Source organism: Nonomuraea sp. AD125B (assembly GCF_041402765.1).
Lineage (GTDB): Bacteria > Actinomycetota > Actinomycetes > Streptosporangiales > Streptosporangiaceae > Nonomuraea > Nonomuraea bangladeshensis.
On the sequence record NZ_JBGLOU010000001.1, the window covers coordinates 115,433 to 140,500 of the forward strand.

General features: G+C 74.3%; 20 protein-coding genes. 11 read left to right on the forward strand and 9 right to left on the reverse strand.

Annotated features, from left to right (window positions below; genetic code table 11):
• Positions 1-32: 32 nt before the first annotated feature.
• The 4 genes from ACBR40_RS00535 to ACBR40_RS00550 all read left to right on the forward strand — a co-directional run bounded on the left by ACBR40_RS00535 (position 33) and on the right by ACBR40_RS00550 (position 5,474).
• Positions 33-2,462 (forward strand): lantibiotic dehydratase, encoded by a 2,430-nt coding sequence (locus ACBR40_RS00535; protein ID WP_371246973.1) that lies wholly within the window; start codon positions 33-35, stop codon positions 2,460-2,462.
• A complete protein-coding gene (locus ACBR40_RS00540; RefSeq protein ID WP_371246974.1) occupies positions 2,462-4,030 on the forward strand; it encodes a hypothetical protein in 1,569 nt (522 codons plus the stop codon). The genes ACBR40_RS00535 and ACBR40_RS00540 overlap by 1 nt, the downstream gene beginning before the upstream one ends.
• 197 nt (positions 4,031-4,227) lie before the next feature.
• Positions 4,228-5,091, forward strand: coding sequence for an NAD-dependent protein deacetylase (locus ACBR40_RS00545; protein WP_371246975.1), 864 nt, complete (start codon positions 4,228-4,230; stop codon positions 5,089-5,091).
• Positions 5,092-5,096: 5 nt separating this feature from the next.
• Positions 5,097-5,474, forward strand: a complete 378-nt coding sequence (locus tag ACBR40_RS00550; RefSeq protein WP_371246976.1) for a YchJ family protein — start codon at positions 5,097-5,099, stop codon at positions 5,472-5,474.
• Positions 5,475-5,478: 4 nt separating this feature from the next.
• Here ACBR40_RS00550 and ACBR40_RS00555 read toward each other — a convergent pair whose 3' ends face one another.
• From ACBR40_RS00555 to ACBR40_RS00575, 5 genes are all read right to left on the reverse strand, one after another.
• On the reverse strand, positions 5,479-6,315 hold the full coding sequence (locus ACBR40_RS00555) for an SAM-dependent methyltransferase (RefSeq protein ID WP_344215678.1): 837 nt from the start codon (positions 6,313-6,315) through the stop codon (positions 5,479-5,481).
• Between the two features lie 97 nt (positions 6,316-6,412).
• Positions 6,413-7,387, reverse strand: a complete 975-nt coding sequence (locus ACBR40_RS00560; RefSeq protein WP_344215676.1) for a LacI family DNA-binding transcriptional regulator — start codon at positions 7,385-7,387, stop codon at positions 6,413-6,415.
• A gap of 20 nt (positions 7,388-7,407) precedes the next feature.
• On the reverse strand, positions 7,408-8,292 hold the full coding sequence (locus ACBR40_RS00565) for a carbohydrate ABC transporter permease (protein ID WP_344215674.1): 885 nt from the start codon (positions 8,290-8,292) through the stop codon (positions 7,408-7,410).
• Positions 8,292-9,176, reverse strand: coding sequence for a sugar ABC transporter permease (locus tag ACBR40_RS00570; RefSeq protein WP_364452940.1), 885 nt, complete (start codon positions 9,174-9,176; stop codon positions 8,292-8,294). The genes ACBR40_RS00565 and ACBR40_RS00570 overlap by 1 nt, the downstream gene beginning before the upstream one ends.
• Positions 9,173-10,492, reverse strand: coding sequence for a sugar ABC transporter substrate-binding protein (locus ACBR40_RS00575; protein ID WP_344215670.1), 1,320 nt, complete (start codon positions 10,490-10,492; stop codon positions 9,173-9,175). The genes ACBR40_RS00570 and ACBR40_RS00575 overlap by 4 nt, the downstream gene beginning before the upstream one ends.
• A 177-nt stretch (positions 10,493-10,669) precedes the next feature.
• On the opposite strand from ACBR40_RS00575, the gene ACBR40_RS00580 reads away from it, so the two are divergent.
• From ACBR40_RS00580 to ACBR40_RS00605, 6 genes are read left to right on the forward strand one after another with little or no spacing between them, the layout of a single operon-like run.
• Positions 10,670-12,691, forward strand: coding sequence for a beta-galactosidase (locus tag ACBR40_RS00580; RefSeq protein ID WP_344215668.1), 2,022 nt, complete (start codon positions 10,670-10,672; stop codon positions 12,689-12,691).
• Positions 12,688-13,812: an arabinogalactan endo-beta-1,4-galactanase gene (locus tag ACBR40_RS00585; RefSeq protein ID WP_371246977.1), complete on the forward strand. Its 1,125-nt coding sequence runs from the start codon at positions 12,688-12,690 to the stop codon at positions 13,810-13,812. The genes ACBR40_RS00580 and ACBR40_RS00585 overlap by 4 nt, the downstream gene beginning before the upstream one ends.
• Positions 13,813-13,856: 44 nt before the next feature.
• Positions 13,857-14,318: an Rrf2 family transcriptional regulator gene (locus tag ACBR40_RS00590; RefSeq protein WP_344215664.1), complete on the forward strand. Its 462-nt coding sequence runs from the start codon at positions 13,857-13,859 to the stop codon at positions 14,316-14,318.
• A 42-nt stretch (positions 14,319-14,360) separates the two neighbouring features.
• Positions 14,361-15,545 carry a globin domain-containing protein gene (locus ACBR40_RS00595; RefSeq protein WP_371246978.1) on the forward strand — a complete coding sequence of 395 codons (1,185 nt, stop codon included), beginning with the start codon at positions 14,361-14,363 and terminating at the stop codon, positions 15,543-15,545.
• A 35-nt stretch (positions 15,546-15,580) separates the two neighbouring features.
• On the forward strand, positions 15,581-16,210 hold the full coding sequence (locus tag ACBR40_RS00600; RefSeq protein ID WP_371246979.1) for a nitroreductase family protein: 630 nt from the start codon (positions 15,581-15,583) through the stop codon (positions 16,208-16,210).
• A gap of 48 nt (positions 16,211-16,258) precedes the next feature.
• Positions 16,259-17,089: an SAM-dependent methyltransferase gene (locus ACBR40_RS00605; protein WP_371246980.1), complete on the forward strand. Its 831-nt coding sequence runs from the start codon at positions 16,259-16,261 to the stop codon at positions 17,087-17,089.
• Positions 17,090-17,093: 4 nt separating this feature from the next.
• Here ACBR40_RS00605 and ACBR40_RS00610 read toward each other — a convergent pair whose 3' ends face one another.
• Genes ACBR40_RS00610 through ACBR40_RS00625 form a run of 4 tightly spaced genes read right to left on the reverse strand, consistent with a single transcriptional unit; the run spans position 17,094 to position 23,786 of the window.
• Positions 17,094-18,485, reverse strand: a complete 1,392-nt coding sequence (locus ACBR40_RS00610) for a GH1 family beta-glucosidase (protein ID WP_371246981.1) — start codon at positions 18,483-18,485, stop codon at positions 17,094-17,096.
• Positions 18,482-20,773 carry an alpha-xylosidase gene (gene yicI / locus ACBR40_RS00615; protein ID WP_371246982.1) on the reverse strand — a complete coding sequence of 764 codons (2,292 nt, stop codon included), beginning with the start codon at positions 20,771-20,773 and terminating at the stop codon, positions 18,482-18,484. Before yicI ends, ACBR40_RS00610 begins: the two co-directional genes overlap by 4 nt.
• A gap of 23 nt (positions 20,774-20,796) precedes the next feature.
• Entirely contained in the window at positions 20,797-22,788 is a 1,992-nt protein-coding gene (locus ACBR40_RS00620; protein WP_371246983.1) for a beta-galactosidase, read from the reverse strand.
• Positions 22,785-23,786, reverse strand: coding sequence for a LacI family DNA-binding transcriptional regulator (locus ACBR40_RS00625; protein ID WP_371247567.1), 1,002 nt, complete (start codon positions 23,784-23,786; stop codon positions 22,785-22,787). Before ACBR40_RS00625 ends, ACBR40_RS00620 begins: the two co-directional genes overlap by 4 nt.
• Before the next feature lie 98 nt (positions 23,787-23,884).
• On the opposite strand from ACBR40_RS00625, the gene ACBR40_RS00630 reads away from it, so the two are divergent.
• Positions 23,885-25,066 carry an SGNH/GDSL hydrolase family protein gene (locus tag ACBR40_RS00630; RefSeq protein WP_371246984.1) on the forward strand — a complete coding sequence of 394 codons (1,182 nt, stop codon included), beginning with the start codon at positions 23,885-23,887 and terminating at the stop codon, positions 25,064-25,066.
• Positions 25,067-25,068 lie beyond the last annotated feature (2 nt).

A 25,068-nucleotide genomic window follows, 5' to 3' on the forward strand; every position in this document is an offset into this window, starting at 1 on the left:
GAAAAATAACCGCGAGAAAGGGGAACGTGTACATGGGCGAACCCGGCACGTTGCAAGACCGCGAGTGGACCCTGTTGCCGGCCGCGGTCGTCAGGACCGCTGGGTTCCCCTGGGAGCTCGTCCAATCCCTGGCCTGCCCCAGGGCCGCGGAGACCGCGGCCGCCGTCGCGCTGCTGGAGACACGGGCCCTCGGCCTGCTCGCCGGCGCGCCCGCCCGCCGCGAGGCCCGTCCGGCCGGCCCGCACCCCGGCCGGACGGACGCCCCCCGGCTGCCGCGCGGGCTCCGCGGCCGCCTGCGCCGCCTGCGGCCCCTGCCGCCCGGCACCCCGGGCCCCGAGGACTGGCTCGCCGACTGGAACCACGTCACCGGCCTGCTGGAGGAGGCGAGGCTCGCCCTCGCCGAGGTGGTCGCCGCCGACACGGCGCTGACCAGGGCGGCCGTCGCCGGCGTCGCCTCCGACGAGCGCTTCCTCGACGCCCTGGTCTGCTCCGCCCCCGCCGCCTACCGCGAGCTGCGGCGCGGCCCCGCCGATCCCGCGAAGCTCGCCTCCCACGTGCAGCGGCTGGCCACCCGGGCCGCCCCGACCGGCTTCCACGCCCCCACCGGCGCCGCCCGCGTCGAGCCCGCCCTCCCCAGCGGCTACACCTGGGCCGGATACCGCGAGCTCGCCGGCCGCCACGCCTACCCCGCCGCCCGCGTCGGCGAGGCGCTCCAGCAGCGCCTCCTCGCCGACCCCGCCGTCGTCGCCGGGCTCGTGCCCCGACTGCGCGCCGGCGCGACGCCCCCGCGCGACGCCGCCGCCTTCGCCGCCCGCTGCGACGGCCGCCGCACCGTCGCCGAGATCGCCGCCGACTGCGGCATCAGCATGGAACGGGCCTCGGCCGCGCTCGCCGTCGCGGTGCGCCGCGGGCTGCTCACCCACGACCTGTGCCCGCCCGCCACCGTCCCCGACCCGGTCGGCTGGCTGCTGGCGCGGCTGCCCGGCGACGACGAGCCCGCCGTGCAGGAACACGGCCTCGTGGCCGCCCGCGGCGTGCCCGCCCAGGAGCGGCGGTGGCCGCTCGCCGGCCCCCGCGCCGCCGGCAGCACAGACCTGCCCGTCGCGCGGCGCGCCCGCGAGATCGCCGGCCTGCTGGAGCACTACCCGGCCGCGGCGCCCGAGGTGAAGCTGGCCGTGCAGAGCCGCATCGAGGCCCTCGCCGGCGGCGGGCAGCGGGCCGGGCGCGACGAACGCCTCATCGTGCACGAGGCCGCCGCCGGCACCCTCCGCCTCACCGCCGGCGGGCCGCTCGCCGCCGACCTGCGCGAACGCGTGCCCGCCGCGCTCGCCCTGCTCGCCGAGGAGGCCGAGCTGACCCGGCTGCGCACCAACCGGCTGCTCGCCGCCCGGCTCGGCGCCGGGACCTTCCCGCTGGCCGAGGCGCTGGGCGCGGCCGGCGACCTCGAGGTGTGCCACGGCGACCGGATCGCCGGGCTCGTCCGCGCCGCGCCGGCCGGCGCCGCCGTCCTCGACCTGGCCGAGGTGGCCGGCGAGCCCGTGCCGCCGGGGGCGCCCGTGCTCTGCGCGGCCGACGTCATGGTGGCGGCGGCGTCGCTGGAGGCGTACGAAGGGGGCGTCACCCCGCTGGTCATCGACGCGCTTCACGACGCGCCCAGGCTCGGCCCGTGGGAGCCGCCGCCCGTCCGCGACGGCGCCGCGCTCGTCGCCGAACGGGACGCCGCCGTGGCCCGCGTGCTCGACGGCTTCACCGCGCTCAACGTCGTCGCGCCGCGCGCCGACGGCCTGCTCCCGCTGGAGCTGCCCGGCCCCGTCCTGGAGCACGGCGGCGCGACGGCCGGTCCCCGGCGGCGCCGCCTCGGACTCGGCGAGCTCTACGTCCACAGCGACGGCCACCGGGCCGTGCTGCGCGCCAAGGGCACCGGCGAGACGCTGATGTTCCACAACGGCGGGCCGGGCCCGGGCAGCGCCCTGCGCATCGCGCTCGCGCTGCCGGGGCTCCGCCCTCCCGCCCTGCCCTGCCTGCCCGCCCTGCCCCGCATCACCTGGGGGAACGTCGTGCTCGCGCGGCGGCGCTGGCAGCTCGGGCGGGCCGCGTCCGAGCCGCTGCGGCACGCCTCGGGCTCGGGCGAGCGCGACCTGCTGCTCGCCATGGCCCGGCTGCGCGAGGCGCACGACCTGCCCCGCACCTTCTTCGCGGCCGCCGGCCGGCACCCCCTCTACGTCGACACCCGCGCTCCCTCGCTCATCGCCGAGCTGGCCGCCCTCGCCGAGGCCGCCGGCAACCGGCTCACGCTCACCGAGGCCCTGCCGGGACCCGACGACTGCTGGCTGCGCGAGGGCGGGCTGCGTTTCGCCGCCGTGCTCCGCTGCGTCTACCTGCGGCCCGCCCGGCGTCCCGGCGCCGGGCCGTGCCCGCGTCCCCGTCCCCACCCCTGTCCCGGGACGGAGGAACGCGCCTGATGGACGTGCTCGTCGTGCCTCCGCTGGCGGACTTCACCACCGTGGTGGCGCCGCCCCCAGGGATGGCGCTCCTCGACCTCAACGAGCACCTCGTCCGGCGGCTCGCCGACCCCGCCCGGCTCCGGGCCGCCGCCGACCGGCGTCCGGGAGGGCCGCTCACGGCGCTGATCGGGCGGGCGGCGGCCGCCATCCTGGCGCGGGGGGCGTACGACGACGCCCACGTACGGGCCGTCGGCGCCGCGCTGGGCCTGGCCGCCGATCCTGCCGTCCGGCTCGCCGTGGACGGGCTGGAGCTCACCGAGGGCAGCGAGGAGAGCAGCCGCGACCTGCTCGGCGCCGCCCGCCGGTGCGAGCTGTTCGCGCCCGAGATCGAGCTGGCCAGGGAGGTGACACGCGGGCGGCGGGCGCACATCGTGATCGACCGCGCCGACCAGCTCCCGGCCGCGTTCGCGCTGGTCGCCGCCCTGGGGGAGGGCATGACCCTGTGCGGCCGCCACGTCGCCGAGCACCGGGCGGCGCTGCGGCGGATCCCCGAGCTCGCCGGGGTGAGATGGGACGCCTGGTCCCCCGAGCACCTGATCAGACCGCCCTGGTGCGAAACCGCCCGCGCCGACACGCGGGCCACCTCTCCGGACGAATGGGCCCTGCAGGCCGACGGAGGGGAAACCGTCAGCTGGGGGCGCGGGGATGTGGGGGCCGCTTCTCCTGACGGGTGGGTCCTGCGGGCCGGCGGAGGGGAAGTCATCGGCTCGGGACGCGGGGGCGTCGAGCCGGTGCGGTGGGTCGTGGGGGAGCGGTCGGTGCCCGGTGGCGGGGGGCCGTGGGCGGGGCGGCTGGACGTGGCGCGGGCGGCGGCGCTCCCGGGGGAGGCGCTGGCCCGGTGCCGCGGACTGACGCTGATGCTCACCCGGGTCGACTTCCTGGGCGTGGCCACCGGCCTCACCGGCGGGGCCGCCGACCTGCGCCGCCTGCGGGCCGCGCTCCCGCCGGGCGTGCCGATGACGGGCGAGCTGGCCGTGGGCGCGCCCGGCGTCAGCGCCGAGGCGGCGGAGGAGTCGATGGAACTGCTGGCGGGCGGGCTCGCGGGCGTACGGCCGGCGGGGGTCCGGCCGTACCGGATGGGGGTGCGCGCGCCCTGGACGGCGGGCGAGGTGCTGATGCGGCCGCCTCGCGCGGGCCACGACTTGGCCCGGTGGGCGGAGTTCGACGCGCCGGGCGGCATGTCGCCGGACGAGGTCGCGATCCTCCTGCGGCGGTGGGTGGAGCGGCTGCCGGGGTTGCCGGCCGGGCGACTGGCGGCCTGCTCCGTCGCCGGGCCCGCCGCCCCCGGCCCGCCGGGGGCCGCCTGGGATCCCTGCACGGAGGTCGTCGCGGGCGCCGGCCCCGACGGGCGGGGGCCGGGGACGTTCGCCGTCAACCTGCGTTCCGGCCGCTCGATCCGGCTGCACCACCTCCTGGTCGCCCCGGTCAGCCGCCTGGCCGCCGACCCGCACGCCCTCGACCACCTGGCCGAGCCCGCCCGCCGCCGCCTGACAGCCGAACTCGCGGCGGCCGGCGTCCTGAGGTAGTGGGGAGGGGGTGACCGGGCGCGGCACCGCGTCGGGCCACGGCGCTGCGTCGGGCACTCCGGTAGTGGGGAGGGGGTGATCGGGCGCGGCGCCGTGTGGGGCGCTGCGGTAGCGGGTGGGGGTGACCGGGGGGCGGCAGTGCGTCGGGCGCCGCCGTAGGGGGAGGGGTGACCGGGCATGGGGGTGCGTCGGGCACCATGGAAGGCGTGACACTAGGCAGCACCATGAAGGCGTCACCCGGTGGGCTCGACGAGCTCGACGAGCTGGTCGGCCGGGGCGGGGTGGCGGTGCTGAGCGGCGCCGGGCTGTCCACCGAGTCGGGCATCCCCGACTACCGGGGGCCGACCGGGCGGGCGCGGCAGGCTGAGCCGATGACCTACCAGCGGTTCGTGGCCAGCCAGGAGGCGAGACGGCGTTACTGGGCGCGCAGCCACGTCGGCTGGCGGCAGATGGACCTGGCCAGGCCCAACGCCGGGCATCGGGCCGTGGCCGCGCTGGAGCGGCACGGCCTGGTCAGCGGCATCGTCACCCAGAACGTCGACGGCCTGCACCAGGCGGCCGGCGCGGACCGGGTGATCGAGCTGCACGGCGGCCTCGACCGGGTGATGTGCCTGAGCTGCCGCGAGCGCACCTCGCGCGCCGAGCTGGACCGCCGGCTGCGCGAGGCCAATCCCGGCTGGGCGGTCACCAGCGACGTGATCAACCCCGACGGCGACGCGGTGCTCACCGACGAGCAGGTCGCCGGGTTCCGCGTGGTCGACTGCACGGGGTGCGGCGGCCTGCTCAAGCCGGACGTGGTGTTCTTCGGCGAGAACGTCCCCCGCCCGCGCGTCGACGAGTGCTTCGCCGTCGTGGAGAGCGCCCGGGCGCTGCTCGTGCTCGGCTCCTCGCTGGCGATCAGGTCGGGGCTGCGGTTCGTGCAGCGGGCGGCGGCGCGCGGCGTCCCGATCGCGATCGTCAACCAGGGCCCGACCGGCGGCGACGCCGACGCGGCGCTGCTCGTGGACGCCCCGCTCGGCGCGACCCTGACCGCCCTGGCCCGCCGGCTGGGTGCACAATAGGGCGCATGCCCGCCCGACCGTGCCCCTGCGGCCTGCCCGCCCCCTACGACGACTGCTGCGGCAGGCTGCACCGCGGCGAGGCGGCGGCGGCCACCGCCGAGCAGCTCATGCGCTCGCGCTTCAGCGCGTTCGCCGTCGGCGACGCGGCCTACCTGCTGCGCACCTGGCACCCGGCGGGCCGCCCGGTCCGGCTCGACCTCGACCGGCGGCTGCGCTGGACCAGCCTGGAGATCCTGGCCACCACGGGCGGCAGCGTCGTGCACACCGAGGGCACGGTCCGCTTCCGCGCCCACTACGTGGAGCGCGGGCGGCCGGGCGACATGGAGGAGCACAGCCGGTTCGTCCGGCTGGACGGGCGCTGGGTCTACGCCGGGGCGCTCTGAGCCGTCAGAGCTCGGGCTTGCGGGCCACCCCGCCGACGAACGTGTGGTACGTGATGCCGGGCGTGGCGTGGTCGTCCTCGCCCGGCCGCCACTCCGGCAGCGGCACCAGGCCGGGCTCCAGCAGGTCCAGCCCGTCGAAGTAGGCGAGGATCTCCGCGCGGGTGCGCCACCGCCCGGTGCCCATCGTCTCGTTGAAGACCTTCTCCGCCGAGTACGCCTGCCGCGACACCTCGGGCAGCTCAGGCCCGGGGTTGTGGAAGTGGGAGACGGCGAGGTAGCTGCCCGGCACCAGGCGGTCCATCAGCCGGCGGGTGATGCCGCCGGGGTCCTCGTGGTCGGCCAGGTGGTGCAGGATGCCGAGCAGCAGCAGCGCCACCGGCCGGTCGAAGTCGATCAGCCGCCGGACCTCGGGGTTGTGCAGGATCGCCTCGGGGTCGAGCAGGTCGGCCTCGACCACGGTGGTGGTGTCGTCCACGGCCAGCAGGGCCCGGCCGTGGACGAGCACGATCGGGTCGTGGTCGACGTAGACGACGTGCGTGCCGGGCGCGACCGCCTGGGCGATCTCGTGCACGTTGCCCTGCGTGGGCAGGCCGGAGCCGATGTCGAGGAACTGCCGGATGCCGGCCTCTCCGGCGAGGAAGCGCACCACCCGGCCCAGGAACTCGCGGTTGGCCCGCGCCGCCTGGGGCGCGTCCGGCGCGACCTCCAGCGCCCGCCGCGCGGCCATCCGGTCGGCTTCGTAGTTGTCCTTGCCGCCGAGCATGAAGTCGTAGACCCGCGAGACGCTGGGTCTCGTCGTGTCGATCCCGCGCGGCGCGCGCTCCTGCTCGCTCTCGGACACCCTCGGCTCCTCCTGCCTGCGACGTCACAGGGGACGTTGCCGATGATCGTACGACGCCGGACCCCGGAAGATCCCGACTTTCTGCCATTTATCCCGATCAGGCGGACTCCCGTACCACCAGCTCGGTCGGCAGCACCACCGGCTCCACGGGACCGGCCCCGTCCAGCAGGGCGAACAGCAGCCGCATCGTCTCCTGCGCCATCTTCGCGAGCGGCTGGCGGATCGTGGTCAGCGGCGGATGGGTCGAGACCGCCACCGCCGAGTCGTCGAACCCGCCCACCGCCACGTCGTCAGGCACCCGCCGCCCGGCCGCGCGCAGCGCCGCGAGGGCCCCGGCCGCCATCAGGTCGGAGGCCACGAAGACCGCGTCGAGGTCGGGGGAGCGCTCCAGCAGCTCGCGCATCGCCCGCTCGCCGCTCGCCTGCGTCCAGTCGCCGTGCGCGATGAGCCGCTGGGTGGCCTTGCGACCCAGCACCTCGGCGAAGCCCTCCAGGCGCTGGATGCCGCCCGGCGTGTCCATCGGCCCGGTGATCATCGCGATCCTGCGGCGGCCCTGGCGGACGAAGTATTCGGTCATCTGCCGGGCGCCGAGGCGCTCGTCGGCGGCGGCGTACGGGATGACGTTCTCGTGGCCGATGACCGCGCCGACCGACACCGCGGGCGGCCCGCCGGAGCCCAGGGCCTCCACCAGCGGGTCGCCCGCGTGCGTGGAGACCAGCAGCACCCCGTCGGCGTGGCCGCCGCGCACGTAGCGGACCACCCGCTCGCGGTCGCCCTCGTCGCCGGCCATCATCATCACCAGCGACAGGTCCCGCTCGGCCAGCATCCTGATCGCGACCCGGATCAGCGTGCTGTAGTTGGGGTCCTCGAACAGTTTCTCGTGCGGCTCCGACAGCACCATCACCACCGAGCCGGTGCGCTGGGTGACCAGGCTCCTGGCGGCGCGGTTGACGACGTAGCCGGTCTCGGAGATCGCCCGCTCGATGGCCACGCGCGCCGCGGGGCTGACGTATTTGTCCCCGTTGAGCAGGCGGGAGACCGTGCCGCGGGACACGCCCGCGGCCGCGGCCACATCGTGGATCGTAGGGCGTTTCATTTCACGGCTCCGGAGGACAGATCGGTCCTCCAGTATCGCTGCATCGTGAGGAACAACGCGATCAACGGCACGATCGACAGGAACGCCCCCGTGAGGATCAGGTTGTAGAGCGCGGGCTGGTTGGCCCCCGCCATGAGCAGCGTGTAGAGGCCGACAGTGAGCGGGAACTTGCCGTCGTCGCCCAGCATGATGAACGGCAGCAGGAAGTTGTTCCAGATCGCCACGAACTGGAACAGGAAGATCGTCACCATGCCGGGCACCATGAGCGGCATCGCCACCCGCGCCATCAGCCGGCCCTCGCCCGCCCCGTCGATCCGGCCCGCCTCCAGCAGCGAGTCGGGGATGGCCGCCGAGGCGTAGATGCGGGCCAGGTAGATGCTGTACGGGTGCAGGATCTGCGGCAGCAGCACCGCCCAGTACGTGTCCGCCAGCCCGAACTTGCTGAACAGCAGGTACTGCGGGATGGCCAGCACCACGGCGGGCACCAGGATGCCGCCGATGAGGATGTTGAAGATGGCGTTGCGGCCGGGGAAGCGGTATTTCGCCAGCGCGTACCCGGAGATCGCCGAGACCGCGGTGGACAGCAGCGCCCCGCCGCCCGCGTAGAGCAGCGTGTTGCCCGCCCACAGCCAGAACACGCCGTCGCGGTAGGCGAAGAGCTGCTCGACGTTGTCGAGGAAACCCGTGCCGAACGCCAGCGTCGAGGTGCTGAACAGCTCGCCCGGCGACTTGGTGGCCGCGATGAACACCCAGAACACCGGGAACAGGCAGTAGATCGCCCCGAGGAGCAGCAGCGCGGTCGGCGCGATGCCCCACGGCCCGTGGACGCCCGCGCCGCGCGCGCGGCGGCGGTGCGAGGTGGCGGCGGTGACCCCGGCCATCAGCCCTCCCCGAAGGCGTGGTTGCGGACCACGCGCAGGAACCCGAACGACAGGACGAGCGAGACCGCCGCGATGACGATCGAGGTGGCGGCGGCCGAGTACAGGTCGCCGGTGACGAAGGCGTCCCGGTAGACCTTCATGAGCGGGCTCCAGGTGGAGCTGATCGTGTTGGTCAGCGGGCGCAGCGTGGTGGGCTCGGTGAACACCTGGATGGTGGCGATGATCGAGAACACCGTGGTGAGGATGATCGCCGGGGTCAGGATCGGGATCTTGACCCGGACGGCGATCTGGAGCTCCGAGGCGCCGTCGAGCCGGGCGGCCTCGTACAGGTCGCGCGGGATGGCCCGGAGGGTGGTGTAGAGCACGAGCATGTTGAAGCCGGTGCCGCCCCACACCGCCACGTTCGCCATCGAGTACGTGACCGTGGTGGCCCCGAGCAGGTCGGCGTCGAGCACGGAGCGGATCGGGCTGAGCGAGGGCAGGTAGAGGAAGCCCCACAGCAGGGTGGCGGCCACCCCCGGCACCGCGTACGGCAGGAAGATCGCGATCCGGGAGAAGCGCGCCAGCCGGACCCGCGCCGAGTCCAGCAGCAGCGCGAACAGCAGCGCGAGGCCGAGCATGACGACCAGCACCAGCGCGCCGTACCCGAGCACCCGCAGCCAGCCCTGCCACAGCTCGGCGTCGGCGAGCGCGGCCGAGAAGTTGTCGAAGCCGACGAACACCTCCCGCCGCGCCCCCTTCCCGAGCCCCAGCCCCGACACCTTGGTCCGGCGCATGGCGAGGTGGACCGTGTAGCCGATGGGCACGGCGAGGAAGAGCGTGAACAGCACGATCGCCGGGGTCAGGAAGAGGTACGGCCAGGCGTTCTTTCTTCCCTGGTTCATTGCGCGATCTGGAAGCCGGCCTTGCGCATGTCGGCGACCGTGGCGTCCTGCATGGACCGCACGGCCTCGGCGAAGGGCGACTTGTTCTGCACGGCCTTGTCGAAGGCGTCCTTGAAGGCGTTGTACGTCACGCCGACGTTCGGGCCGAAGGTGAAGCCGCGGGCGCCCGCGGAGACGGCGGCGGCCTGCTGCCAGAAGTCGGGCTGGTTGGCGAAGTATTCAGGGGCCTCGCCGAGCGACGACTGGGCCTTGGTGGCGGCCGGGTAGATCGCGGCCTCCTCCACGAGCAGCCTGATCGCCTCCGGGTCGGTGTTGAGCCAGGTGGCGAACCGCGCGGCGGCGGCCTTGTTCGGGGTCTTGGCCGACACGGCGGTGGACGAGCCGCCCCAGAAGCCGCTGACGTTCTCGCCGGCGTTCCACTGGGGGAGCGGGGCGGCGGCCCACTTGCCCTTGGCCTTGGGGGCGTTGCTCGACAGCACGCCCGGCGCCCACACCGCGGACGGCCAGGTGAGCAGCTTGCCGTCGTTGAGCGCCTTGTTCCACTCGGGGGTGAAGTACGGCATGTCGTCGATGGCGCCCTCCTTCACCAGGCCGCCCCAGTAGTCGGCGACCTTGGTGGTGGCCTCGTCGGCGATGTTCACCTTCCAGGACTCGCCCTCGATCGCCCACCATTGGGCGCCGGCCTGCTGGGCGTAGCCTGTGAACGCTCCCGGGTCCTTGCTGGAGAACGTGCCGAGGTGGACCTTCGGGTCCTTCTTGCGCACGGCGCGGGCCGCGTCCGCGTACTCCTGCCAGGTCTTCGGCACCTCGATGCCGTACTTGTCGAACAGGTCCTGGCGGTAGAAGAGCATCATCGGGCCGCTGTCCTGCGGGACGCCGTAGACGCCTTCGGTGCCGAGCGTGACCAGGCGCCACAGCCCTTCCGTGAACTCGCCCTGGACGGCGGCGGTCTCGGCCTTGATGTCGGCCACCGCGTCGGCGGCGATGAACGAGGGAAGGTGCTGGTACTCGGCCTGGACCAGGTCGGGCGGGTTGCCGGCCTTGGCGGCCGTGAGGTACTTCGCGGCCGCGTCGTCGCCGCCGGCCTGCTTGCTGACCGTGACCTGGATGTCGGGGTGCGCCTTGTTCCAGACCTCCACGATCTTGTCCATGTTGGGGGCCCAGGTCCAGTAGGTGAGCTTGACCGGTCCCTGGGCCGCGGGGGCGGAGCTTTGCGGCGCCGCGGAGCTCTGGGGGGCGGGCTCGCCGGACCCGCAGGCGGCGAGGGTGGCCGTGAGGGCGACGGCCAGCGCTGCTCCGAGACGGTTGGCGCGCATGCGTACCTCCGTAAGGTTCTGTGAACGTGCACAGAGTGGAGCAGCGCAGAAATGCCCGTCAAGAGGCGTTACGTTCTCGTTAACCCGTGGAAAACACCTGATCCGTCCCCGGCCTGTTCCCAACGGTGCGGAGAGGGATTACTGTGCACGTTCACAGAAGCTTTCCAAGGGGGATGGATGTATCCGGAGCGTCCTGCCGGCCTCGCCTTCGGCGGGGACTACAACCCAGAGCAGTGGCCGCGCGAGGTCCTGGAGGAGGACGCGGCCCTCATGCGGGAGGCCGGGGTCAACCTGGTCAGCCTGGGCATGTTCTCGTGGGCGCTGATGGAGCCGGCCGAGGGACGTTACGACTTCGGCTGGCTGGACGAGATCCTCGACCGGCTGCACGCGGCCGGGGTCGCCGTGGACCTCGCCACCCCGACGGCCGCGCCGCCCGCCTGGTTCGTCGCCGCCCACCCCGACGTGCTGCCGGTGACCAGGGAGGGCGTGCGGATCGGGTTCGGCGGGCGGCAGAGCGCCTGCTCCAGCGCGCCGGCCTTCCGCGAGGCCACCGCGCGGCTGGTGCGGGCGCTGGGCGAGCACTACCGCGACCATCCGGCCGTGGCCATGTGGCACGTGCACAACGAGTACGGGGCGCCGCTCGGCGAGTGCTACTGCGAGCACAGCGTGGCCGCCTGGCGGGGGTGGCTGCGGGCGACGTACCAGGACATATCCGCGCTGAACGACGCCTGGGGGACCACCTTCTGGGGCCAGACCTACACCGACTGGTCGCAGATCGACGCCCCCCGCTTCAACCACACGGTGGTCAACCCCGCCCAGCGCCTGGACTACGCCCGTTTCAGCGACGGCCAGCACCGCGAGCACTACGCGCTCCAGCGCGACATCCTGCGCGAGCTCACCCCGCACCTGCCCGTCACCACGAACTTCGCCGGCACCGTCAACTGCAAGTCCACCGACCTCTGGCAGTGGGCCCGCGAGCTCGACGTCGTCGCCAACGACCACTATCTGCGCGCCGAGCAGCCCGACAACCACATCGACCTGGCGATGTCCGCCGACCTCGCCCGCTCGGTGGCGGGCGGCGCGCCCTGGATGCTCATGGAGCACTCGGCGGGGGCGGTCAACTGGCAGCCGCGCAACCTCGCCAAGCGGCCCGGCGAGATGCGCCGCAACAGCCTCGCCCACGTGGCGCGCGGCTCCGACAGCGTGCTGTTCTTCCAGTGGCGGGCCTCCAGGTTCGGGGCCGAGAAGTTCCACTCCGGGCTGGTTCCGCACGCCGGGACGGACTCCGGGCAGTGGCGCGAGGTGGTCCGGCTGGGCGCCGACCTGCGGCGGCTGGCCGGGGTGCGGGGGAGCCGGGTGCGGGCCGAGGTGGCGCTGGTCTGGGACTGGGAGTCGTACTGGGCGCTGGAGCTGGACTGGCGGCCGTCGGTGGACCTGTCCTTCCGCGAGCGGATGGACGCCTTCTACGAGGCGTTGTGGCGGGAGCACGTCACCGTGGACTTCGTCCACCCTTCCGCTGATATTTCGGGGTATCGGGTGGTGGTGGCGCCCAGCGCGTACCTGCTGACCGAGGCCGGCGCCAAGAACCTGCACCGCTACGTCGAGGCGGGCGGGCACCTGCTGGTGTCGTACTTCTCCGGCATCGTGGACGAGCACGACGCCATCCACCCCGGCCCCCACCCGGGCGCGCTGCGCGAGCTGCTCGGCCTCTCGGTCGAGGAGTTCCACCCGCTGCGGCAGGACGAGACCGTCCCCCTGACCGCCGAGCCGGGGACGGAGGACCTGCGGGGGCGGATCTGGTCGGAGCGGGTGCGCCCGGCGGGGGCGGTCACCGTGCGCGCCTTCGCCGCCGGCCCCGACGCCGGCCACCCCGCCTTCACCCGGCACGACCTCGGCGCGGGCGCCGCCTGGTACCTCAGCACCGCCCCCACCGGCGGCCGGGCCCTCCGCGACCTGCTCGGCCAGGTGCTCGACCGGGCGGGCGTGTCGCGCCCGCGCGGCCTGCCCGAGCACCTGGAGCTCGTCCGCCGGGGCCGCCACGTGTTCCTCATCAACCACGGCGACGAGCCGGTGACGGTCGAGGGGGTGACCGGCGTCAGCGTGTTCGACGGCGAGCGCTGCGACGGCCGGGTCACCGTCGCGGCCGGCGCCGTCACGGTCGTCGAGGAAACCCCCCGACCCGAAGGAGAACGCGCATGAGGCGCATCCTGACCGTCCTGTCCCTGCTGTTACTCACCGCCGCCTCCCTGGCGGCACAGCCCGCCCAGGCCGCACCGGCGCACGGCCCCGGGGCGCGGCTGGCGATCCGCGGCGCCGACGTCTCCAGCCTCGCCAAGTCCGAGGCGCTCGGCGGCGTCTACCGCGACACGCTCGGCCGCCGCGCCGACGCCCTGCGCGTCCTGTCCCAGGCCGGGCTCAACTACATCAGGCTCAAGGTCTGGGTGAACCCGGCCGACGGCTACAACACCAAGGCGAAGGTGCTCGCCGTCGCCAAGCGGGCCAAGGCCCAGGGGCTGAAGCTGCTCGTCGACTTCCACTACTCCGACACCTGGGCCGACCCCGGCAAGCAGTACAAGCCGGCGGCGTGGGAGCCGCTGAGCTTCGACCGGCTCCGGCAGGCCGTCGCCGACCACACCTACGACGTGCTCGACGCGCTGCGCCGCCAGGGCACCACCGCCGACATGGTCCAGGTCGGCAACGAGATCAACGGCGGCCTGCTCTGGCCCGACGGCTCCAACGCGAACTGGGCGAACACCGCCGCGCTGCTGAACGCCGGCCACGACGCCGTCAAGCGGGTCTCGCCCGCGACCAAGGTCGTGCTGCACCTGGCCAACGGCGGCGACAACGGGTTGTACCGGTGGTGGTTCGACAACGCCGCCGCGTACGGGATCAGGCACGACGTCATCGGGGTGTCGTACTACCCGTACTGGCACGGGACGCTGGAGGGCTTCCAGGCCAACCTCAACGACGTCGCCACCCGCTACGGCAAGCCGATCGTCGTGGTGGAGACCGGCTACCCCTTCACCACGGCCGACGACGACGGCTGGGAGAACCTCATCGGCTCGGCCGAGCCGTACCCCGGCTACCGGTCCACGCCGCAGGGGCAGGCGGCCATGCTGGCGAAGGTCGCCGACATCGTCAGGCAGGTCCCGAACGGTCTCGGCCTCGGCCTGTTCACCTGGGAGGCGACCTGGACCGGGGTGCCGGGCAACGGCTGGGACCCGGCCGACCCGTCCTCCGGCAACGCCTGGGAGAACCAGGCGCTGTTCGACTTCGCCGACCGCCCGTTGCCCGCGATGGCGGTGCTCGGCGGGGTCTGAAGACGGTGACCTGAGAAGGCGGCCGGGCGGCATACCGTGGACGCATGCGCCTGACCGCCTTCACCGACATCTCCCTGCGCATCGTGATGCGGCTGGCCGTGGCGGACGCCGACGAGCTGCTGACCACGCGGGCCGTGGCCGACGCGCTCGCCGTCCCGTACACCCACGCGGCCAAGGCCGTCGCCAGGCTCAGCGAGCTGGGGCTGGTCGAGGCCAGGCGGGGGCGGGGCGGCGGGATGCAGCTCGCCGCGCGCGGCCGCGCCGCGACGGTCGGGAGCATCGTGCGCGCCCTGGAGGGCGGCGACGACGTGGTGGGGTGCGAGGACGCCGTGCCCTGCCCCCTCCGGGCCGCCTGCCGGCTGCGCGGCGCGCTGCGCCAGGCCCAGGAGGCGTTCTACGCCGCGCTCGACGACGTCACGGTCGCCTCGCTGGTCGAGGCGCCGACCGGGCCGGTGCTGCTGTCGCTCACGCCCCCCGGGGAACGGACCGCCCCTCTGGCCAAATAATATGCATCCTAGATACCAATTTGAGGATCTGGGGGTTCATCCATGCTGTCCGAGGAGAGCGCGGCAGCCGTCCGCGCGACGCTGCCCGTCGTCGCGGCCCAGCTCGACACCATCACCGCGCGGTTCTACGACACGATGTTCGCCGACCGCCCCGAGCTGCTCGACGGCCTGTTCAACCGCGGCAACCAGCGCAACGGCGAGCAGCGGCGCGCCCTGGCCGGCTCCATCGCCGCCTTCGCGACCATGCTGCTCGACCACCCGGACGAGCGCCCCGACGAGCTGCTGTCGCGCATCGCGCACAAGCACGCCGCCGTCGGCGTCACCGAGGACCAGTACGTCATCGTCCACAAATACCTGTTCGGCGCCATCGCGGAGGTCCTCGGCGACGCCGTCACCCCCGACGTGGCCGCCGCCTGGGACGAGGTCTACTGGCTGATGGCCGGCGCGCTCATCGCGATCGAGGCCCGCGTGTACGCCGCCGCCGGCGCCGAGGGCGGCCGCACCTGGCGGACCTGGCAGGTCGTGGAGCGGCGCGAGGAGACCCCGGACGCCATGTCCCTGCTGCTGCGCCCGCTCGGCGACGAGCCCGTGCCGCCCGCCCTGCCCGGCCAGTACGTGAGCATCCGCGTCCGCATGCCCGACGGCGTCCACCAGCTCCGCCAGTACACCCTCTCCGGCGAGGGCGACGGCGACGGCGACGGCGGCCTGCGCCGCGTCACGGTCAAGCGGGTCGAGGACGGCGAGGTCTCCGCCCTGCTGCACGCCACCGCCAGGGAGGGCGACGAGCTGACCCTGTCCGCGCCGTTCGGCGACGTCGCGCTGCGCGACGGCGAGGCCCCGCTCGTGCTCGTCTCGGCCGGCATCGGCTGCACCCCGATCACCGCCATGCTCGGCCACCTGGCCCGCACCGGCGACCCCCGCCGGGTGCTGCTCCTGCACGCCGACCGGGACGTGACGAGCCACCCGCTGCGCGCCGACATGGCCCGCCTCGCCGCCGAGGTCGGCGCCGAGCAGGTCCTCTGGTACGAGCGCGACGCCCCCGAAGGCGCCCGCACCGGCCTGATGGACCTGGACGGCGTGGCGATCCCCGAGGGCGCGGAGGTGTACATGTGCGGGCCGGTGCCGTTCATGCGGGCGGTCCGCGGCGGGCTCATCAGGGCGGGCGTGGCGCCGAAGGACATCCACTACGAGGTCTTCGGCCCCGACCTCTGGCTCGGCGCCGCCTGAGCCTCCCGGGCGCGGCGGGTTGGCATGATGGGCCCATGACACCCGACGAGCTGCTCACCACCACCCGCAGCGTCCGCAAGCGCCTCGACCTGGCCAGGCCCGTGCCGATGGAACTCGTCCGCGAGTGCCTGGAGATCGCGCTGCAGGCCCCCAGCGGCGGCAACGCCCAGGGCTGGCACTGGGTCGTGGTCACCGACCCGGAGCGGCGCAAGGCGATCGGCGACTACTACGGCCGGGCCACCCGCGCCTACCTCGCCTCGAAGTCCTCGGCCGGCGCGCTGTTCCAGGACGACCCTGAGCGGGCGGAGGTGCAGCGGCGGGTCTCCGACAGCGCCGCCTACCTGGGCGAGCACATGGGGGAGGCGCCGGTCCTGGTGATCCCCTGCATCGAGGCGGCCAGGCTGCCCGAGGGCAACCAGGCGGGACTCTGGGGGTCGCTGCTGCCGGCCGCGTGGAGCTACATGCTGGCCGCCCGCGCCCGCGGCCTCGGCACCGCCTGGACGAGCCTGCACCTGGTGTACGAGACCGAGATCGCCGAGCTGCTCGGCATCCCGGCCGACGTCCGGCAGGGCGCGCTCATCCCCACGGCCTACTACACGGGCGAGACGTTCAAGCCGGCCCGCCGCCAGCCGCTTGACGACGTTCTTCACCTCGACGGCTGGTGACGGGTTAAGATCACCGGCGTAATCCCCCCATACCCCAAGGAGCCGGCGATGCCCGACAACGAGCAGGAAAGCGCACCACAGGGGATAGACACCAGCAGGCCGAGCGTGTCACGCGTCTACGACTTCCTGCTGGGCGGCACGCACAACTACGCCGCCGACCGGCAGGTCGGCGAGCTGGCGCTGAAGATCGCGCCGGACGCGCCGCAGGCCGCCAGGGCCAACCGGGCGTTCCTGCGGCGCACGGTCCGCCACCTCGCGGGCGAGGCCGGCGTCCGGCAGTTCATCGACGTCGGCTCCGGCCTGCCCACGCAGGGCAACGTGCACGAGATCGCGCAGGCGGTCGCGCCGGGCGCGCACGTCGTCTACGTCGACCACGACCCGATGGTGCAGGTCCACGGCGGGGCGCTGCTCGCCGGCGACGACACGACGGCCGTGGTGCACGCCGACGCGCGCGAGCCGGAGAGCATCCTCGCCGACCCGCGCACGCGCGACCTCATCGACTTCGACCGGCCGGTGGGGCTGCTGATGTTCGGGCTGCTGCACCACCTGGCCGACGAGGAGGACCCGGCCGGGATCGTGGCCCGCCTGGCGGCGCCGCTCGCCTCCGGCAGCCACGTGGTCATCTCCCACTTCCACAACCCGGGCGCGGCCCACCCCGAGGTCGCCGCGCAGGCGGCCGAGGCCGAGAGGCTGTTCAACGAGCATCTCGGCACCGGCCGCTGGCGCACCCGCGAGGAACTGCTGGCCTACTTCGACGGCCTGGAGCTGCTGGAGCCCGGCCTCGTGCCGCTGCCGGAGTGGCGGCCGGACGAGGGCGACGACGCCGGTCTCGGGATCACCTACCACACCTTCGTCGGCGGGGTGGGGCGCAAGCCGTAGCGGCTCACTCCGGCAGCTTGCCCGTGGCCACCACGTCGCGGTACCAGTGGGCGCTGTCCTTCCAGGTGCGCTCCATCGTCTCCCGGTCCACCCTGACGATGCCGAACCGCTTGGCGTAGCCGTGCGCCCACTCGAAGTTGTCCATCAGCGACCACACGAAGTAGCCGCGCACGTCCGCGCCGCCCGCGATGGCCTCGGCCACGGCGGACAGGTGCCGGCGCAGGTAGTCGACCCGGTCGGCGTCGTGGACCAGCCCGTCCTGCCCGACCGGGTCGGGGAACGCGGCGCCGTTCTCGGTGATCATGAGGGGCAGGCCCGGGTAGTCGCGGTGCAGGCGCAGCAGCAGCTCGGTCAGGCCGGTCTCGTCGATGTTCCAGCCCATCTCGGTGTACGGGCCGGGCTGGCGGACGAACTCGACGTCCTCGCAGGCGATCCACGGGGAGGCCGCCCCGTCCTGGTGGCCGTCGGCCGTCTCCTTCGGCCCGGAGCCGTCCCAGTGCCGCACCAGCGTCGGGTTGTAGTAGTTGACGCCGAGCACGTCGATCGGCTGGCGGGCGGTGGCCTCGTCGCCGTCGCGCACGAACGACCAGTCGGTCACCGAGGAGGTGGCCTCGATGAGGTCGCGCGGGTAGGCGCCCTCCAGCATCGGCCCGAGGAAGGCCAGGTTGGACAGGGCGTCCGCCTTGCGCACCGCCACCGCGTCCGCCTCGGACACGCCGCGCACGTGGTGCAGGTTGAGCGTGACCGACATCCGCGCGTCCCTGGCCGCGGTCGAACGCAGCGCCTGCACCGCCAGTCCGTGCCCGAGGTTGAGGTGGTGGACGGCGGCGAGGGCCGCGGCCGGGTCGGTGCGGGCCGGGGCGTGCACGCCGGAGGCGTAGCCCAGGTACGCCGAGCACCACGGCTCGTTCAGCGTGATCCAGGTGTGCACGCGGTCGCCGTACCGCTCGCCCATCAGGCGGGCGTACTCGGCGAAGCGCAGCGCCGTGTCGCGGGCCGGCCAGCCGCCCGCGTCCTCCAGCTCCTGCGGCAGGTCCCAGTGGTAGAGGGTGGCGACGGGGGCGATGCCACGGGCCAGCAGGCCGTCGATCAGCCGGTCGTAGAAGGCCGCGCCCGGCTCGTTCAGCCCGCCGGAGCCGCCCGGCTGGACGCGCGGCCAGGAGATCGAGAAGCGGTAGGCGCCGACGCCGAGCCCGGCCAGCAGGTCGAGGTCGGACTCCAGCCGGTGGTAGTGGTCGCAGGCGAGGTCACCGGTGTCGCCGTTCGCGACCAGGCCGGGGGTGTGCGAGAAGGTGTCCCAGATGGACGGGCCGCGGCCGTCCTCGTTCCAGGCGCCCTCGACCTGGTAGGCGGCCGTGGCGGTGCCCCACAGGAAGCTCTCGGGGAAGGTCGTCATGTTGCTCCTTCAAGGATGATCTCGATCTCGTCGATGTCCGGCCCGGCGGTCGCCCGCGCGCCGCCGGCCTGCAAGTTCCAGGACGTGGCCGCGCCCTCGACGCGCCGGGCCCGCACCCGCTCGCCGTCCCGCGACACCTCGAAGACCGCCCCTGTGCCCCCGTCCACGGTGGGAACGGTAACAGTGCGGTGATCGCCGTCCGCGAGCCGGTACGCCCGCAGGGTCACGCCGTCGGCGTAGTCGTAGTCGGGCCGGTCCTCGCGCGCGCCGACCGGCAGCACCGCACCCGGCCGCACCAGCAGCGGCAGGCTGTCGAAGCCGTGCACCTCGGTGTGCCAGGCGGGACCCGTCACCGTCGCGCCGTCCAGCAGGCGGGTCCACTCGCCGGCGGGCACGTAGTAGGAGACCTCGCCCCCGGCCGACAGCACCGGCGCGACCAGCAGGTCGGGGCCCAGCATGTACTGGGCGTCGAGGTGGTCGCAGGCCCGGTCGCCGGGGAACTCCAGCTGCATCGCCCGCATCACCGGCAGCCCGTCCGTGGTGGCGCGCACCGCGGCGCCGTACAGGTAGGGCATGAGCCGCGCCTTGAGCCTGGTGAACGCGCGCAGCACGGTCACCGACTCCTCGTCGAACAGCCACGGCACCCGGTACGACGAGCTGCCGTGCAGCCGGCTGTGCGACGACAGCAGCCCGAAGGCCACCCACCGCTTGAACACCGCCGGGTCCGGCCGGCCCTCGAACCCGCCGATGTCGTGGCTCCAGAACCCGAACCCGGCCAGGCCGAGCGAGAGCCCGCCGCGCAGCGACTCGGCCATCGCCTCGAACGTGGACTCGCAGTCGCCGCCCCAGTGCACCGGCAGCCGCTGCCCGCCGACGGTCGCCGACCGGGCGAACAGCACGGCGGGGCCGCGCTCGGCCAGCACGTCGTGGACGGTCTGGTTGTAGAGCAGCGTGTAGTAGTTGTGCATGCGCTCGGGGTCGGAACCGTCGGCGTAGGCCACGTCGGTCGGGACGCGCTCGCCGAAGTCGGTCTTGAACGCGTCCACGCCCATGTCGAGCAGCGCGCGCAGCTTGCCCGCGTACCACTCCCGCGCGGCCGGCGAGGTGAAGTCGACCAGCGCCCGCCCCGCCTGCCAGTGGTCGTCCTGCCACACCGTTCCGTCCGGGCGGCGCAGCAGGTGGCCGAGCCGCCGGCCCTCGTCGAACAGCGCCGACGCCTGCCCGATGTACGGGTTGATCCACACGCACATCCGCAGCCCGCGCTCTTTGAGCCGGCGCAGCATGCCCTCGGGGTCGGGGAACGTCTCCGGGTCCCACTCGAAGTCGCACCAGCGGTATTGCCGCATCCAGAAGCAGTCGAAGTGCAGCACGCTGAGCGGGATGTCCCGCTCGGCCATCCCGGACACGAACGACGTGACCGTGGCCTCGTCGTAGTCGGTGGTGAACGACGTGGACAGCCACAGCCCGAACGACCAGGCGGGCGGCAGCGCGGGACGGCCGGTCAGCGCGGTGTAGCGGCGTAGGATGTCGGCCGGCGTCGGGCCGTGGATCACGAGGTACTCCAGCTCGTGCCCCTCGACGCTGAACTGCACCCGCGACACCGTCTCCGACCCCACCTCGAACGACACCCGCCCCGGATGGTTGACGAACACGCCGTAGCCGCGGTTGGTCAGGTAGAACGGGATGTTCTTGTAGGCCAGCTCGCTTGCCGTGCCGCCGTCGTCGTTCCAGATGTCGACGCTCTGCCCGTTGCGCACCAGCGGGCCGAAGCGCTCGCCGAGCCCGTACACCAGCTCCCCGGCGCCGAGCCGCAGCTGCTCGACCAGGAAGTGCCGCCCGCCGGCGTCCTCCATGACGCCGAGGCTCCTGCCGTCGCCGCGGGTCAGCTCCCTGCCGCCCGCGCTGAAGACCAGCTCCCACGGCGCGTCCCTGCGCAGCCGCGCGGTGAGCGCGCCGCTGGTCAGGCTCGCGTGTTCGGCGTCCACCTCGATGCCGGCCGCGACCGGCTCCCCGCGCAGCTCGAAGGCGGGGGAGTCGGGCACCGAACCGGCGAGGTGCACCACGCGGACGCTGATCACGTCCGGCATCGGCGAGGAGACGTCCACGCGCAGGACCGGGCCGTCGATGGTGGCGCCCCGGTGGGTGATCGGGCGGGTGGGCGCGAGGATCCGTAACGACCCGCCCGCCTGGTCCGCCGTGACGTCCTGGATCGTGACGTCGTGGGCCGCGGCGGCGTACGAGGCCCGCACGCCCGGCCGCATCCGCCAGTAACCGTCCTTGAACTTCATCCCGTCCGCCCCAGAGGTGAGAGTCAGGTGCGCCGGCGCAGCGCGGCGACCGCGCGCGGCGGCAGGGTCACGGGGCCGTCGGCGACGGCTCCGGTCAGCAGGTCCTCGCAGCGTCCGCCGGGGTCCACGCGGGCGGTCGCGGCGCCGTGGTTCAGCAGGAACAGCACCTCGCCGCGGCGTACCGCCTCGACGCCCGGCGGCAGCTCGGCGACCTCGCCGCGCACGCCCGCGTCCGCCAGCGCCCGCGCCATGACCTCGGCGAGGGCGGCGGGCTCCGGCAGGGTGGCGACGTACCAGGCGACGCCGTCGCCGGCGCGGTGCCGCAGCACCGCGGGCCGCCCGGCCAGGTCGCCGCCGGTGAACTCGGCCACGGCCTCGGCTCCTTCCGCGGCCATCAGCTCGGTCCAGGTGTGCGCGGTGAACGCCTCCCCTTCGCGCCAGCGGCAGCCGACCTCGCCCGCCGCGGGCAGCCACTCCTCGCCGGAGGCGCCGAGCGCCGCGCGCAGCGGCGCGGGGAAGCGGCCGGTCCGTACGTGCCCGTCCGGGTCCACCACGCCGGAGAACGGGCCGACGACCAGCGTGCCGCCGCCCCGCACGTACGCGGTCAGCGCGTCCGCGTCCTCGTCGGTGACGAGGAACAGGTTCGGCACCACGACCAGCGCGTACCCGCCGAGCTCGGCGTCCGGCGGCACCACGTCCACGGCGACGCCCCGCTCCCACAGCGGCAGGTAGTAGGCGAGCAGCTGCTCGTCGGCCCGCAGCCGGTCGCTCGGCCGGGCCGGCTCCTCCAGCGCCCACCAGCTCTCCCAGCCGAACACCAGCGCCACCCGCGCCGGCACCGGCTGCCCCGCCACCTCGCCGAGCCCGCGCAGCTCCCGCCCGTGCGCGCGCACCTCGCGGTGCAGCCGCGTGTCCGGGCCGGCGTGCGGCACCATCGCCGAGTGGAAGCGCTCGGCGCCGAAGCGGGAGGCGCGCCACTGGAAGTAGCACAGGCCGTCCGCGCCCCTGGCCAGCGCCTGCAGCGACTCCAGCCGGAGCTGCCCCGGCGGTTTGGGCAGGTTGTGCGGCCGCCAGTTGACCGCGCCGGCCGCCTGCTCCATCAGCAGCCACGGCCGGCCGCCCGCCAGGCCGCGCATGAGGTCGTGGACCAGCGCGGTGCGCGCCGGGGCGAGCGGGTCGCCCGGGTCGGGGTAGCAGTCGTTGGAGACGACGTCCTCCTCGGCGGCCCACTTCCAGGCGTCCACCGGCTTGAACAGCCCCATGAAGTTGGTGGTGACCGGGATGTCCGGCGTGTGCTCGCGCAGCACGTCACGCTCGGCGCGGAAGTGGTCGAGCAGCGCGTCGGAGCAGAACCGCTGCCAGTCGAGGCTCTGCGTCGGGTTCACCAGGTACGGGGCCCGCCGCGGCGGCAGGATCTCCGCCCAGCCGGAGTAACGCTGGCTCCAGAACGTGGTGCCCCACGCCGCGTTGAGCGCGTCCAGGCCGCCGTAGCGCCGCTCCAGCCAGGCGCGGAACGCCTGCGCCGAGACGTCGCAGTGGCAGATCTGGCCGTACTCGTTGCCCACGTGCCAGAGGGCGAGCGCGGGATGACCCGCGTAACGGGCGGCGAGGTCGCCTGCGATGCCGAGCGCCCGCTCCCGGTAGACCGGCGAGGACGGGCAGAACTGGTTGCGCGAGCCGTACCAGAGCCGGTGCCCCGAGGCGTCCTCCGGCAGCGTCTCCGGCCGGAGGTGCCCCAGCCACGGCGGCGGCGAGGCGGTCGGGGTGGCGAGGTCCACCGCGATCCCGGCGCCGGCCATCAGGTCCATGACCCGGTCCAGCCAGCCGAAGTCGCGCGCCCCCGGCTCCGGCTCCAGCCGCGCCCAGCTGAACACGCCGACCGTCACCAGGTTGACCCCGGCCTCGCGCATCAGCGCGACGTCCTCGGCCCACACCTCCTCCGGCCACTGCTCGGGGTTGTAGTCGCCGCCGAACAGCAGGCCACGGCCCGCCGTGAGGCGCTCCAACCCGCTCATGCGCCGGCTCGCGGGGGGCCCGAGCTGCCGCCGGGCACCAGGCGGCACGGCACCAGCCGCTGCCGTGGGGGACCGTCGTCCTGGAGCCGGTCGATGAGCATGCGCGCGCCGAGCCGGCCGAGCTCGGCGCTCGGCGGCTCCAGCGTCGTCAGGCTCGGGTGGAACATCGCGGCCGCCCGCGCCGACGACAGCACCAGCACCACCGTCAGGTCCTCCGGGACGCGCCAGCCGCGCGCCGCCACGCCCGCGAGCACGCCGGCCGCCGCGTGGTCGTCGGCCACGGCCAGCGCCGTCACGCCGGGGCGCTCGGCCATCAGCCGCTCGAACGCCTGCCTGCCCTCCTCGGCCGAGCCCGGACGGAAGCCGTCCGCGTAGCCGATGCCCGCCTCGCGGGCGGCCGCGGCGAACTCCGCCGCCATCCGGGCCGCCGGGCCGTAGCCCTCGGCGTACCGGCCGGGGGAGAGGTTGAAGAAGGCCAGCTCGCGGTGGCCGAGCCCGGCCACGTGCGCGACCGCGTCGCGGGCGGTGGCGGCGAAGTCGATGTCGGCGTGGTCGATCGCGTCCGGCTCGCGGGTGCGGCCGATCATCGCGAACGGCACCCCGGCCGCGGACAGGAACTCCGTCCGCTCGTCGTCCAGCCGCACCTCCATGAGCAGCACGCCGTCCACCAGCCCGAGACCGGTGAGGTGGCGCAGCTCGTCGATGGGGTCGGCGCTCTCCGGCGACAGCAGCAGGTGGTAGCCCAGCTCCTTGGCGGCCTCGGCGGCGCCGGTCGCGAAGAGCATCTCCGTGTGGCCGAAGCCGCCGGACGGCGTGGGGAACAGCAGCGCGAGGATTTTGGTCCGCTTGCTCTGCAGGCCGCGCGCCAGCAGGTTCGGGCGGTAGCCGAGCTCGGCGGCGGCCTGCTCGATGCGCCGCTTGGTGGCCGCGGCCACCGGCCGGGTGCCGTTGAGCGCGGCGGAGACCGTGCTGACCGCGACCTGGGCCCGCTCGGCCACATCACGCAATGAGGACATCAGACCCCAGACGGGAGGTTGTCGAAACGTTTCGCATAACCTAAAGTCCGATTTGTGCGGATGTCAACGGGCTTAGTGCCATGAGCGGCCACTGGGTGGACACCTGGACCGCGACGCCCCAGCGGATCGAGCCCGGCGACCTGCCGGCCCCGCCGTACGCGGGCGGCGGCGGTCCAGGCGGCCCCGTCCTGGCGGACGCCACGCTCCGGCAGACCATCAGGGTCTCGGCGGGCGGCCCCCGCCTGCGGCTGCGGCTGTCGAACGCCTTCGGGACCGCGCCCCTGCCCGTGACCAGGCTCGCCGTGGCCCGTCCCGCCGGCGGACGGGCGGGCGTGAGCGCGATCGAGCCGGGCACCTCCCGGCCGCTGACCTTCTCCGGCCGTTCCCACGTCGTCGTGCCGCCCGGCGCGCAGGCGGTGTCCGACCCGCTGGACGTGCCGCTCGCGGCCGGCTCGGTCGTCACCGTCACCGCCTACCTCGCGGACGGCCAGCACGCGCCGGTCACCGGGCATCCCGGGTCGCGGACGACGTCCCATCTCGCGCCCGGCGACCAGTGCGAGGCCACTGATCTCGCCGGGGCGACGCCCGTGGACCACTGGTACCTGCTGAGCGCCGCCGAGGTGCACGCCGATCCAGGGACGTACGCGCTGGTCCTGCTGGGCGACTCGCTGACCGACGGGCGCGGCTCCACCACCAACGGCAACGACCGCTGGCCGGACCGGCTCGCCGACCGGCTCGGAGGGGCAGGCCCTGCCATCGCCAACCAGGCGACGGGCGGCAACCGGCTGCTCGCCGACGGCCTCGGCCCGAGCGCGCTGGCCCGCCTGGACCGCGACGTGCTGGCCCGCAGCGGCGCCCGCTGGCTGATCGTCTTCGAGGGCGTCAACGACCTCGGCGTCGCCGAGCCCTCCCCGGCCGCGCAGAAACGGACGGCCGGGGAGCTGGTCGCCGGCTACGAGCAGATCGTGACCCGCGCGCACGCCGCCGGCCTCACCGTGTACGGGGCCACGCTCACCCCGTTCGGCGGGCACGACTACGACGACCCCGGCGGCTGCAGGGAGGCCGCCCGCCAGGAGGTCAACGACTGGATCCGCACCGGCGGCCGGTTCGACGCGGTGATCGACTTCGACCGCGCGGTCCGCGACCCGGCGGAGCCGCGGCGGCTGCGGGCGGCCTTCGACGGCGGCGACGGCCTGCACCTGAACGCGGCCGGGTACCAGGCGCTGGCCGAGGCGGTGCCCGCCGGGCTGTTCGCGTGGTAAGG

Excerpts from the sequence above, each read along its gene's own strand:
- ACBR40_RS00540 (WP_371246974.1), top strand. The coding sequence starts at position 2,462 with ATGGACGTGCTCGTCGTGCCTCCGCTGGCGGACTTCACCACCGTGGTG.
- ACBR40_RS00610 (WP_371246981.1), bottom strand. The coding sequence starts at position 18,485 with ATGACGACCTTCCCCGAGAGCTTCCTGTGGGGCACCGCCACGGCCGCC.
- ACBR40_RS00575 (WP_344215670.1), bottom strand. The coding sequence starts at position 10,492 with ATGCGCGCCAACCGTCTCGGAGCAGCGCTGGCCGTCGCCCTCACGGCC.
- ACBR40_RS00590 (WP_344215664.1), top strand. The coding sequence starts at position 13,857 with ATGCGCCTGACCGCCTTCACCGACATCTCCCTGCGCATCGTGATGCGG.
- ACBR40_RS00570 (WP_364452940.1), bottom strand. The coding sequence starts at position 9,176 with ATGAACCAGGGAAGAAAGAACGCCTGGCCGTACCTCTTCCTGACCCCG.
- ACBR40_RS00580 (WP_344215668.1), top strand. The coding sequence starts at position 10,670 with ATGTATCCGGAGCGTCCTGCCGGCCTCGCCTTCGGCGGGGACTACAAC.
- ACBR40_RS00545 (WP_371246975.1), top strand. The coding sequence starts at position 4,228 with ATGGAAGGCGTGACACTAGGCAGCACCATGAAGGCGTCACCCGGTGGG.
- ACBR40_RS00595 (WP_371246978.1), top strand. The coding sequence starts at position 14,361 with ATGCTGTCCGAGGAGAGCGCGGCAGCCGTCCGCGCGACGCTGCCCGTC.
- ACBR40_RS00600 (WP_371246979.1), top strand. The coding sequence starts at position 15,581 with ATGACACCCGACGAGCTGCTCACCACCACCCGCAGCGTCCGCAAGCGC.
- ACBR40_RS00565 (WP_344215674.1), bottom strand. The coding sequence starts at position 8,292 with ATGGCCGGGGTCACCGCCGCCACCTCGCACCGCCGCCGCGCGCGCGGC.
- ACBR40_RS00630 (WP_371246984.1), top strand. The coding sequence starts at position 23,885 with ATGAGCGGCCACTGGGTGGACACCTGGACCGCGACGCCCCAGCGGATC.
- yicI (WP_371246982.1), bottom strand. The coding sequence starts at position 20,773 with ATGAAGTTCAAGGACGGTTACTGGCGGATGCGGCCGGGCGTGCGGGCC.
- ACBR40_RS00605 (WP_371246980.1), top strand. The coding sequence starts at position 16,259 with ATGCCCGACAACGAGCAGGAAAGCGCACCACAGGGGATAGACACCAGC.
- ACBR40_RS00620 (WP_371246983.1), bottom strand. The coding sequence starts at position 22,788 with ATGAGCGGGTTGGAGCGCCTCACGGCGGGCCGTGGCCTGCTGTTCGGC.
- ACBR40_RS00550 (WP_371246976.1), top strand. The coding sequence starts at position 5,097 with ATGCCCGCCCGACCGTGCCCCTGCGGCCTGCCCGCCCCCTACGACGAC.
- ACBR40_RS00585 (WP_371246977.1), top strand. The coding sequence starts at position 12,688 with ATGAGGCGCATCCTGACCGTCCTGTCCCTGCTGTTACTCACCGCCGCC.
- ACBR40_RS00535 (WP_371246973.1), top strand. The coding sequence starts at position 33 with ATGGGCGAACCCGGCACGTTGCAAGACCGCGAGTGGACCCTGTTGCCG.